The organism is Clostridium sp., assembly GCF_036642255.1.
Classification (GTDB): domain Bacteria; phylum Bacillota; class Clostridia; order Clostridiales; family Clostridiaceae; genus Clostridium_J.
In genome coordinates this window covers 61,852-73,893 of sequence record NZ_JAVWDJ010000014.1, presented here as the reverse complement: position 1 = coordinate 73,893, position 12,042 = coordinate 61,852, and the positions used below count along the sequence as shown (strand labels likewise).

General features: G+C 30.2%; 14 protein-coding genes. All 14 read left to right on the top strand.

Going from position 1 to position 12,042, the window contains the following annotated elements; translation table 11 throughout:
• Positions 1–71 precede the first annotated feature (71 nt).
• The 14 genes from RR409_RS09955 to RR409_RS09890 all read left to right on the top strand — a co-directional run bounded on the left by RR409_RS09955 (position 72) and on the right by RR409_RS09890 (position 10,995).
• On the top strand, positions 72–479 hold the full coding sequence (locus RR409_RS09955) for a hypothetical protein (RefSeq protein WP_332557598.1): 408 nt from the start codon (positions 72–74) through the stop codon (positions 477–479).
• Between the two features lie 102 nt (positions 480–581).
• Complete coding sequence (locus tag RR409_RS09950; protein WP_332557597.1) at positions 582–1,193, top strand: hypothetical protein; 612 nt, start codon at positions 582–584, stop codon at positions 1,191–1,193.
• Between the two features lie 80 nt (positions 1,194–1,273).
• Positions 1,274–2,803, top strand: a complete 1,530-nt coding sequence (locus tag RR409_RS09945) for a hypothetical protein (protein WP_332557596.1) — start codon at positions 1,274–1,276, stop codon at positions 2,801–2,803.
• Positions 2,804–2,980: 177 nt separating this feature from the next.
• Positions 2,981–3,487, top strand: a complete 507-nt coding sequence (locus tag RR409_RS09940; protein ID WP_332557595.1) for a hypothetical protein — start codon at positions 2,981–2,983, stop codon at positions 3,485–3,487.
• 429 nt (positions 3,488–3,916) lie between these two features.
• Complete coding sequence (locus tag RR409_RS09935) at positions 3,917–4,366, top strand: hypothetical protein (protein ID WP_332557594.1); 450 nt, start codon at positions 3,917–3,919, stop codon at positions 4,364–4,366.
• A gap of 492 nt (positions 4,367–4,858) precedes the next feature.
• Positions 4,859–5,026, top strand: coding sequence for a hypothetical protein (locus RR409_RS09930; RefSeq protein ID WP_332557593.1), 168 nt, complete (start codon positions 4,859–4,861; stop codon positions 5,024–5,026).
• Positions 5,027–5,755: 729 nt separating this feature from the next.
• A complete protein-coding gene (locus RR409_RS09925) occupies positions 5,756–5,995 on the top strand; it encodes a hypothetical protein (protein WP_332557592.1) in 240 nt (79 codons plus the stop codon).
• A 224-nt stretch (positions 5,996–6,219) separates the two neighbouring features.
• Positions 6,220–6,873 (top strand): hypothetical protein, encoded by a 654-nt coding sequence (locus tag RR409_RS09920; RefSeq protein ID WP_332557591.1) that lies wholly within the window; start codon positions 6,220–6,222, stop codon positions 6,871–6,873.
• A gap of 51 nt (positions 6,874–6,924) precedes the next feature.
• On the top strand, positions 6,925–7,242 hold the full coding sequence (locus tag RR409_RS09915) for a hypothetical protein (protein WP_332557590.1): 318 nt from the start codon (positions 6,925–6,927) through the stop codon (positions 7,240–7,242).
• Positions 7,242–7,850 carry a DUF192 domain-containing protein gene (locus tag RR409_RS09910; protein ID WP_332557589.1) on the top strand — a complete coding sequence of 203 codons (609 nt, stop codon included), beginning with the start codon at positions 7,242–7,244 and terminating at the stop codon, positions 7,848–7,850. The genes RR409_RS09915 and RR409_RS09910 overlap by 1 nt, the downstream gene beginning before the upstream one ends.
• A 331-nt stretch (positions 7,851–8,181) precedes the next feature.
• The gene (locus tag RR409_RS09905; RefSeq protein WP_332557588.1) at positions 8,182–8,562 is read left to right on the top strand and encodes a hypothetical protein; all 381 of its coding nucleotides are present in this window, start codon (positions 8,182–8,184) and stop codon (positions 8,560–8,562) included.
• Positions 8,563–8,640: 78 nt separating this feature from the next.
• Positions 8,641–8,958 carry a hypothetical protein gene (locus RR409_RS09900; RefSeq protein WP_332557587.1) on the top strand — a complete coding sequence of 106 codons (318 nt, stop codon included), beginning with the start codon at positions 8,641–8,643 and terminating at the stop codon, positions 8,956–8,958.
• Positions 8,959–9,861: 903 nt separating this feature from the next.
• Positions 9,862–10,248 carry a hypothetical protein gene (locus RR409_RS09895; RefSeq protein ID WP_332557586.1) on the top strand — a complete coding sequence of 129 codons (387 nt, stop codon included), beginning with the start codon at positions 9,862–9,864 and terminating at the stop codon, positions 10,246–10,248.
• 255 nt (positions 10,249–10,503) lie between these two features.
• Positions 10,504–10,995, top strand: a complete 492-nt coding sequence (locus tag RR409_RS09890) for a hypothetical protein (protein WP_332557585.1) — start codon at positions 10,504–10,506, stop codon at positions 10,993–10,995.
• Positions 10,996–12,042 lie beyond the last annotated feature (1,047 nt).

Below are 12,042 nucleotides of genomic sequence, written 5' to 3'. Positions count from 1 at the left end.
TAGTTAATTCTGGAGTTAAAAGAAAGGCGTATCAAGCTCTCGCTATTAGTAGTAAAAATAGTCATTTTAAAATGATCTATAATATTAAAAATCTAGATACATTTGACTTTATTAACCTGGATTATATATTTAACTGGACTGATTTATCAGAATATATTGAAGATGTTGATGGCACAGCTGAGAAATTTGATAATACAATTGCTAATAGTAATTCACCATTAGCATTTGTTAGTATACTGCCATCTTCTGGTAACACCGATCCAACTGAGAGTTATTATAAACGAGGATGGAACTTTGCAGATGAAGCTAGTATTGAAGCATATGGGTCATACACACTTGCCTCTAGTGGAATAGCTATACAGTGTAAAGATGGGTCTAAAAAATCAGCAGCAGTTATCAAATTTTTCCCAGAGCAATTTAATACCGATTTCCGCGGGTTATTAAGAACTACTGGAGATGGCGATTTATTAACAACTTGATTAGTGTCAACAACAGCTAAGACACAAAAACATATTATAAAGAATCTTGTTCCAACTGAAAACACAGTAGAACAATTTATGAATTGATGTGTTGGGGCATTGATGTATGGATTAGGAATTCATTTATATGGATATATAAATTTAGAACGGGCATCACAATTCATTACAACATATACTGGGCAAACTAATAAAGTGTCTTCTAATAATATTTTTAATAATACTTTTATTAGAACTGACAAGTTAGAGACAATTACGTATAAAAATATAAATATAAATAATCTACCTAAAGAAACACTAAATAATATATTCACTAATATCGGAGTAGATTCTGAATACTATTCTATATGTAATTTAACTGGAAATGTAGCTAATGTAGTCTCTAGTAATAAAAAATTACAAACTGAGTACATAGACAAAACACTACTTAAAAATATAGACACAAAACAGGCAGATTTTATAAATCTATTAAGTAATACACTAAAAGTTAAAATATCAGACATTGACAAAAGTAATAATTATAGTTTAAATAAAGTTTATACTGATTATAATAAAGATAACAGAATTAGTAGGAATATCAATAAGATAGCAGAATCTATGTTATTTGAATATAAAAATAATACTGGATATTTTTATTATTCTGGACTTCCAGACGTTATGCTTCATCCTATATCAGGCGGAAGAGTGCAGGACGGGTGTATTAGAGGCTTGGATTGATCTTCCTTAATTACATGGGACGAGGTTTATTTATTACTCACTCCAAATTCAGAGTTTATAAAAAACGAAAATTTAGAATAATGAAAATTCAACTTACAGCTAAGAAATATAAATCAGAAGGAGATCTAGCTCACGAGTATAATCCTCTACATAATAAATTCTCAAAAGAAGGAAAAATAGAGGATTTTACTACTGATGAAATAGATATAAATTTGAGTAAGCCTGTAGATATTGAATGTCAGCCGTCGTATGATGGGACTGTAAATTTAATTATAAATGATGATATGAATCCTCCAAGAATTATTAATACGACATATTCTGTTATTGAGGATAATAAATATCGTAGAATTGTAAGAAATCAAACAGAACAGACTAATCTCTATAGAGAAGGAAAGATAGATGCGCAAACAAGATTATTTAGGAATATAAATAAGATTCCAAAAGTAGACCTTATGGATGTGTCTTATCATGGTCAGCTGAAAGGTGGGAATTATACATTTTATTTTAAATTAGCGGATAATGATTACAATAAGACAGATATTGTTGCAGAGTCGGGGTTAGTAAGTGTCTTTAAAGGGACTATTGAGAAGATTCATTCTATCTCAGGAACTTTAGAAGACGAACGTACAGATAAGTCAATAAATTTTAGTTTAACTAATATCGATACTTCTTTTAGTAAAGTTTTCGTTTACTATAGAAGAGATTATTCTGATTTGAATGGGGTGATTAAATCAGAAACCTGTGCATTAAAGACTCCTTATAAAATAGTAGGATCTGCGATGCTATTATCTATCGATGGATTTGAAGAAGTTGATCATATAAATCAGGAGGAGTTAAATATTAAATACAATATATGCACTGGAGTAAAATCACAAGCGCAAGTACAAAATATGTTATTTTTTGGAAATGTTCAGCAGACAGTTATAAAGAATGATGAACTGCAGAATATATCTTATTTTATAGAAGCTTCTTGTAAGCAAAAAGAAATTTCAATTGGATATATTGAGCCGAAAAATTATTATATACAGCCTGGAGCAAATACAGGTAAGAGTGAATATTATAATCCTTTAAACATCTATTATTCGTTAGGGTACTGGCCCGACGAGTTATATAGAATGGGTATAGTTTATATCTTTTTAGATGATTCATTAAGTCCTGTATATAACCTTAGAGGGTGCAAGTTTGCTGAGAATAATATGGAAAATTTTGTATATGGTGAAGGAGATTTATCTTCTTTATATAAACATGAAGAAGGGAAAGATAAAAAGCTAGTTAATATTAATAACGAAGATTTCTTCTTATCTACAAATTCCTATTTAACTAATACTAAAGGCGTATTTAAATTTCCAAAATTACATCCTATTAATTATAAAGAAAACGAGCATAGCGTAAATCCTATTGGCATTACATTTACTATAAATAATGAAGTGCTAGATGAACTTCAGAAATATTATAAAGTAAAAGGATTCTTCTTTGTTAGACAAAAACGAATTCCTACTATACTAGGAGAAGGATTTACTGTCGGAGTAGATAAAAGTAGTTATATTCCAATGCTTTTTAACGATACCGTTGATAAAAAGATAACGGATATAAAAGATAGTGATAGATGAGGTAAACTAAAAGATGATGATACACAATTTCCTGATGGGTATTATTTTGCAGAATCATTTATTAACAACTCTAAAATTCTAACTACTTCTTATGAAGATAGAATAATTAAAACTTCAACAAAGCAGTGCTCAGGCCTATTATGTTTAGACGCAATAGTAAATAAGCAGTTACAATCGATGTTCGATAACTCAGAGTTTTTACTTGAAGAGGAACATAGATTTAACTTATTTAGAAATGGAATGATAAGATCATACTATGCTAATCCAAGTATTATGGATAGTGGAAATAAGACATTAAGTAAATTAATTTATATACAAACCGATATTCCTTTACGTTATCTTGATGATTATGGTTATTCTACAAGATGTGGATCTTCTGAGGAGGCTAAAGATTTTAGATTCCTGGAAAGTAGAAATTTTGCAGTAGATAACACTAAAATTGTTAGAGGTATATATTGTTCATTTGTTGGCACTAATCAGAATCTAAATAATAACTCTTTATATTTAATTAGAATATCTAACTATTCTCAAACATATGAAACTAATTATTTTAAAATTAGAGGTAATGATTTATCTCCTTTTATGGCAATTAGCCCAAGATATGAATTAAACGATAAGGAGTTGAAGAAACCTTATCAACTTAATAAAAAAGTAATTAGTCAAAGATTGATAGAAGGTACGTGAAAAACAGAATCAGAAGTAAATACTATTATAGAAAATGATGTTATAGTTATTAACAGAGATTTATATAAAGATTCCATAATAATAGACGGAGTAGTAAAGATTATTACAGTATATTCTCTTATAAATAATATTCGTTCTATTGTTCCAGATGTATATAGAGGGGATTGTTTTACTTCTACAGTCACTATTAAAATAAATACTAACTTTATTGATTCTGATGTCCCAACTAATGATTTGATTGTTAGTCCAGAAACTTGAAAAAATAGTTATGAAGGATATAGTGATACATCAATTGAAAAATGAAAAGATATGAATAGAGCTGATATCAACACAGTTCCTATGGGGCAATGAATAACTTACAAATGTTTATCTAATTATAATCTTGGATTAAGATCTGAAAACCGACAAAATACTGAAGAAATGTCTTTAATGGGTAATCCAAGAAGTTTTTATCCATTACAAGGTATGACTACTGCGCCTGTAAGTAAGATTCCAGAGTCTGAATTATTAAATGCTGGTTATTCAACATCACTTCCATTTAAAAAGTATTTCACAATACCCAATGTTCCTTATGTAAAGGATATATTTGATACAAGAATTATGTTTAGTGATGTTCAAATAGAAGATGATTTTAGAAGTGCATATCGAATATTTCAAGGATTAGCTTATAAAGATATTGAGCGCCAGTACGGATCTATTGTAAAGTTATTGCCTTTAGGATCCAATTTATTTTGTGTATTTGAGCATGGCTGCGCTATTATTCCAATTAACGAAAAAGCCTTATTAGCTACTACAACTGGGCAGTCTATACATATGTATGGCGCTGGAGTATTACAAAATCAAGTAACACCAATATCTCCAGATTATGGGAGTATTTGACAAGAATCCGTAATTAGAACACCTAATGGAATTTATGGAATAGATACATTCGCAAAGAAGATTTGAAGATATAATCAGGTAGAAGGATTTAAAATAATATCTGATATGATAGTTCAGAGATTCTTAAATGATAATATTATTCTTAACGAGAGTGATAAATATCCAACTATAAGTTTAAAGAACGCTAAAACTCATTATAATAATTATAAAGGCGATATAATGTTTACATTCTATAATAGAGATAAAGTTTGAAACCTATGTTATAATGAACGACTTCAAAAATGAATTTCTAAATATAGTTGAACACCATTAGCGTCTGAAAATATTAATAATATCTTTTTATCTTTAGATAGAAAAAGAGCCTCTTTATATGGTATAATTTATGATAATATAAATACTGAATCTGGAATACATGTTGAAGATAGAAATAAATCTTTTGGAAGGGCATGTGGTAATTTATGAGAATATGATAATGTAACTAGGACATTAGTTATGAAAGGTTATGAGTTCTTTGATAAGTTTAATATTAGAATAACATCTATAACATCGTCTCTTTTAGATAATCAAGGTATTGAGCAACAAGTTATATTTACAGAAACGCCAAGAGAAAATAGTATGGATATTCCTTGTAAAATATTAAATGCAAAGGATATAAGTTGATCGCAATATCTAATTGGAGAATATGATAAAGAATCTATACCTAAATATATTAGAATATATCAAGAAGGGAAAAATCTTAAATTAGAAGTTAGTAAATGTAAAGAAACTGATAAATTAATTTATTTAAAAATAGATTTTGAAGTTACACCTAACTTAGATTCTTTAGATAAGTCTGAAAATGGTGAAGGAGAAAAATTACCAATAGATAATGCAGAAAATCATTCATCTCAAACAAATCAAAATAAAATTAGAGCAAATGGGAATTCTGTAATTGAGTCTATTGTTTTAGTTAGGGATATTGAGGATAAAAATACAAATATAGATCTTTATGAAAAACTATTAAGAAATGGGTTTTATGTTCATGGAAGAGCTGGAATTTTTAATGAGATTAATTATTTTGACGATGATCTTGATAATGAAATTCTTCCTACTAAATGGTACAACAAACAGGAGCCATTTGAATTTGAGTTTGTAGTAAATACTCCTATAGGAATACATAAAATATTTGATAATTTAGTATTAATATCGAATAATGTAGAGCCAAATAGTCTAGAATTTGAATTTATTGGAGATATTTATGATTTTAACAAAGCTGGTATTTATAAAGCAGAACATGTAAATGCAGATAAATATTGAAATGCTAATGGTACATTTAATAATATAGGTTATAAGAAAGAACAGCTAGATAATGAGTTTTCTCAGAATTCTAAAAATTCTAAGAATAGTACAATGTTTAATAAAAGACAAGTTGAGATTAATAAAGATATTGTCACAGGTCAATATTATTTAAAAATAAATCAGCATCTAAAGAATATAAAGACAAACGGCCGTAGACTTGGAAATATTGAATATAAAGAAGATAGATGGCTTACTACCATAGACCCAATATATTATTATAATAAACAAAAAGACGCTAATGATAAACTATATTTATCAGATCTTAAATCTACAAGAGTACGAGATAAATGAGTTAAAATTCGTATTAAATATACTGGAGATAAGTTAGTTATTATTAATGCTATCCAATCATTATTAAGGCTAAGTTATGCGTAAAATGCTAAAAAGCAATTTGGCGTATCTACTTTTGTAGTTATAAATTATAATCTACAAATTATAGTTAATAAATAAAGATTTGGAAAAGTTTTTCAAATAGAATTAAAATGGGAACTATTTATAAAGGAGGAGTTAAAAATATGTCTAAATGGCTCCAGAACGGTTTAGGAGCCGTTGGTTCTGGATTAGGCGCTGCATCTGTTGGTGGCTTATCTCCAGAGCAGAGTGCTACTAGAGAGAGTATTAGAAGTGGTATAAGTTCTGCTGGACCAGTAGGAGCCATAATAGGAGCTGTTTCAGGAGTAGTGGACGCTATTGGATCAGCTACTGGTCTAAATTTAGGAAATATAGATAAGGGTGCTGCAAAAAGAGCGGGAATGAGTGGTGCTGCAAATACAGCTGGGTTTTTTAATAGTCTTCCTGGAGTATCAATGTTAGTTGGTATGTTTGGAGGAAAAACGGCAAAGTCTAATAAATCGGTAGAAATAGATCAACTAGCTAGTTCGTACGGAGGGTCTACAGCAGATATTGATGCGGCACAAAAATTAGGTAATACAAGAATGTTGTTTGGAAAGGGTAAAGCGAATAGGTTTATAAATGAACAAAATAGAGTCAATACTTTATTAACAGATATAGGTGTAGAAAGTAAACTTAGAAAATCTAACTCCGCTTCTGAGACATATTTCGCACAAAATCAAAATAAATATAATGGATATTCTCCACAATTAATTTTATCAAAAAAAGGAATAAAATTTCCAGAATTAGATAATGGTAGATTACTTATTAATAAATGATCAATAAAACCTACAGAACAAGATCCAAAAAAATTTCAGCTTGGAGGAAAAATGAATCTTATTCCTGAGGGAGCTTTACATGCTAGAAAACATAATATTACTGAAGTTGATCAAAATCTAAAAGATCAAATTACTACTAAAGGAATACCTATAGTAATACATTCAGAAGGCGGTGTCACTCAAACGGCAGAAGTAGAAAAAGATGAATGGACACTTCGTAAAGAATTTACACATGAACTAGAATCATTATATAAACTATATAAACAAGATTCTTCTGATGATATAGCTATTAATGCTGGAAAATTAATTTGCTACGAATTATTAAGAAATACAGATGATAGGAGTGGATTAATTAAAAGTATAAAATAATGAAAGAAGAGATAATTGAAATCGCAGATAAAAAATATAAAGTTCTAATAGCTAAGACTGAAGAGGAGAGATCTAAAGGTCTTTCTAATGTTGAGTCTATGGAGAATGATGAGGGGATATTATTTGTTTTTCCAGAAAATCAAGGGCAGGTAATATTTAATACGGCTGAAATGGAGTTTGATATTGATATTATATTTATAGATCAGGACGACGAAGTTTATAATATAGTGTTAGGTAAAGCTAATAGTAAAGAGCTTATTATTTCTACTCCTAAAGGTTTAGAAGGACAAACAAAATATGTACTTGAAGTAAATTCTAACTCTGGAATCAAAATAGGCGATGAGTTAGACCGTGATGTTGATGATTATATTAGTGAGGAGGATATTGATAAAATGTATATTCTTGGATCTGATGGAAAGCCTCAGATGGATTTAGTAGGAGGGGAGAGAATCTTTAGTAGAGAGAATTCTAAAGTTCTGATTAAAAAGGCCAAGAAAGCTAATAAAAGTAAGAATAATGTAGACTATGCTAAACTTGGTAAAACTATATTTAAATATATGGATACTCAGGATACTAATCCTGTAGAGTATATAAACGCTCCAAATTAAAAATAAAAAAGGGAGACAGTATATACTGCCTCCCATAAGAAGATATTAACTATCCTCTTTAACCCTATATTATCTAATGTTTAATCTAGCATCTCCTTAGAGAATGAAATAGATTCTTCTTTATTCTTGGGTTGTGCTGCAAAGATAATAATTTATATTTAATATAACAAATATATTTTAATAAAATATAATGTATATAAATATTTTATTATTTTTATTTTGAAATTAGAAACTAAAGTGTTATCTTTGAGCATTAAATGAATAAATGATAATTATAGGATAAAAGATTTCTTAAATTAAATAAAAATAAATTATGAAGGTAATAAAATTTATGCAAGAAGGTGGGAATATCGTTTCTACTCCTGTAGGCGGTGCGCAAGAAGAGAGCCAGGATCCTATTCTTCAAATAGCTGAAATGATGGCTCAGGGACTTCAATCAGGAGATTGTAATATGTTATCTCAAGCGTGTGAAGCTTTTCTATCATTACTACAACAAGTTCAAGCTCCTCAACAAGAGCCATTGGGGGCTCCCGCCTCTTCTGCTCCTGTTTTCAAAAAAGGAGGAAAGATGATAAGACGTAAATGTGCTAAGAAGCAAGATGGTGGAGAAATCTACGGTAAATTAAAACAGAATCAGAAAGACAAATCCCTGGTAGTTGGAGATGGGGCCTTTAGTAATATTAAAGGTAAGAAGGTCAAGATTAAAATGTAATAATGGCCGCTAAGAGATTAAAGGGAGATTTGAGACTATCAATCTCCCTTTTTAAGTATAATACAAGTGTGATAAAAAATGGCACAAGTAATTAAATATGATAACGGAGGCTCTACTACTAAGAAATATGGCACATTTACATACGATAATATTACACATCAGGTAGATGATGATTTTATTAATCAACTCTCTTCATATGGTAAAAGTTTAGAATCCAGAGTTGGAAACCAATTTCAGAATATAATTGATGCCGTTAAACATGGGAAGGATGTAACATTTACTTCATCTGGTGATGGCAGTTTATCAGATAATGTATCTTTTGATGTTACTGATAGTCAGCAAGAAAGATTAAAAACTCCTAGAAGAGCTCTTGGGAGATTTTTTGGAAATGCCTGAAAAGGAAAAGAAACTTCTTCTAGAAATGCCATTAGTGCCTTAAAGAATTTTACATACGTTAAACCTACTCCAGGTAGTACTACTCACGACTGGTCTAAGAATATAAATGTAGAATATAAGAAAGATAAAGATGGTAAGTATGAACTTGTAGATGGAAAACGTGTTCTTATTGGTGGTGCTAATAGTTTACAAGGATTTAGAAGATTAGGAGATTTAGAAGGTATAACTAATTATACATCTAATGACACGTTTAAAGGGTATGGGAAGCTTGATAAGCAAGCTTATATTGATCTATATAATAAACTAGGAACCGAAGGAATAAATGATCTAAAACAACGTATAGAGGATGGTTCGTGAACTGAGAAGGATAGACTGGCTTTAGATGATATAGGAATCTTTTTAGGAGAAGAACCTTCTGAAAAAGATATAGTTACTGCACAAGCTGTAAGTATAGATCCAGAGACGGTTAGAATCAAAGAAGAGAAAGATAGATTTAATAAAGCGGGTTTAGATTATAATTTAAAGAATATATTTAATGTAGATAAAGAAGGTAAAGTTTCTATTATAAATCCAAGTCTACAAAGTATTATAGGTAATGGAAACGTATGATTAAACGATGAGTTTAAGAATATCTATGGAAGTGATGCGAATTTTGTTCCAGAAACAACAGGTTTATTTATAATTAATGGAAGAGTGTATAGAGGTGATAATCAGGAGGCTCTCTCTAAATTGCCCGAGTATTTAAAATTTGTGTCTGAGAATAAAGATACTGGGGGAAATGCGTCAAGTATTAAACAATATTGAAAAGATAATAATTTTTCGGGATGATCTAATTTAGGGCATGACGATAGAGGTAATCCTATATATTCACCAGTTTTCAAAGACAGTGAGTACGGTAGAGATGTGTCTGGGCAATATATTAGAGAAGCAGACGATCCATTAATTTATGATTACTATAAAGACTATAATACAAAAAATAATAATTTATTTGATATATTTGGGCATCCTTTAGTAAACAAAGCAACTAGAATATATATTGACCCAATAACTAAGAAAGCTATTAAAGTTGATGATCCTAGATATAAAAATTTTATAACTAATCTAAGAGAGCAGCCTGATAAAAAAGTTATAGAAGATTATTATACAAATGCTACAACTGGGGCTTTTAGTCCATATTATACTCTTGGCGCAGTCGGTAATGTAGTTAAAATCGCTGATTATGGTAATGCTGAGACTCCTAATACTGGTTATTCTCTATATCAAAAGCCAGGAAGTGATTTATATTACTGATACGATGAGAATCCTGGAGGAGATAATTATATATTAAATAGTTCTTTATCTGAAGATTCAGATAAGATGAGAGACTATCTATGAAATGTTGATCCAAAATTAGGTGATTATTTATCTAGAAATCAGGACGTACTAAGAGATCCTATTGTTAAAAATGCAATTAGTGGACTTATACGAAATCCATATCTCTCAAATATAAGTTTAAGACGTGTTAATCCAACAGATTATGAACAAATTACACGTAAATATCCAGTATTGTCTAAGATACTTTCTGATATATATACTAAAGGAGCAACTATTGGGTATGGGGACTATCGTAAATTATACTCTGGAACCGTAGATAATCCTGAATTAAGAGAAATTACATCGCCAGAGGATCTAGAGTCTAGAGGACTTGCTTATAGACTTAGTTCTTTAGGACAGATTCCATATAAAAAACAAGGAGGGGTCTTAAAACTTCAAATTGGGGGAACTTCTATATCTAGAGCACATGCGATTAAAGCTAGTAACGATAATGTTAAAAAGGTTGATACTAAGCTTCGTAAGTCTGGAGAAGATAAGATTATTGGGGATGGAACTGAGATGACGGGTACAGATAAAGCAGAACTTATAGCTTTAATTGCTGATGCCGCTTCTCTTGGTGCTACTTTTGTACCAGTATATGGTAATGCTGTTGGAGCTGGTGTTGGTGCTGTTGGGTCTATGACAGGCTTCGGTGCAGATGTTTCTCGTGATGGTTTAGATTGAGGAGATGTTGGAAGTTTAGCTCTTAATTTAGGGCTAGATGCCGCTACATTACTTCCTGGACTAGGAACTGGAGCTAAGGCAACAAAGTTGGCAAAAGCACTAAAAAGTTCTAAAGCTGTGGCCTCAATAGTTAAAAATTCATCTAAAATATTATCAGGTGCTGCTGCTGTGAATGGTTTATCCACAGCATGACAGAATCTTCAGGACGGTGAGTGAACTATTAAAGATATACGAACTATTATAAATGGGGTACGTGGTGCGACTAATTTAGGAAAAACTGCTGGAAATGCTCAGAGTAAAAGTGCTACTGGTGATATTGTAACATTAAGACCAAAAACAGGAGAGCTTCCTAGTATAAAGCTTAGAAGATCGGAATTAGATAATATACATAAACTCCCAAGTAATATACGTACAGAAAAGTTAGAAGAGCTCTTAATTAGTAAATTACCTAAAGAAACTAAAACTGATCAGATAGCAGATATTATATCTGAGTATGGAATTAAGCAGTCGGGTAATCTTGACTGGAGTTGAAGAGAGCCATTTAATATAAAGAGAGGGAATACTGTATCTACTAAACAATTTAATTTTGATAAAGTTCCTGGTGAATTTAGAGATCCTAATAAATTAAGTTTGTGAAATAGGCATAGAATCCCATCGATTAGAGATGCTAAAACAAATCGTAATAATCCTTATTTTAAAGATTTTTCAATAACTAGAACTCAAGAAGTTAATGGTATTCCTACTATAGGATATTGAAGATCTCCTATTACTAATTCTATATATTCTAATTTTGCTCCTAACTTTGGAGTATTCGGTACTATTCCAGACGAAAGACGTTTCTATGATATGGAAAATAAACCAACATTTTATAAAAATGGTGGAAAAGTAGTAAAAGCTAAGGATGGTGAGCAACTACAAAATAATCAAGATGGCATGTGAGATCCAGTAGGAATACAATTTAGAAAAAAATTTATTAATACTGATAACAAACCGCGTATAGAAAAAAATACTAATTATTATTCAAGTCGTCATAATACGAATAGTAAT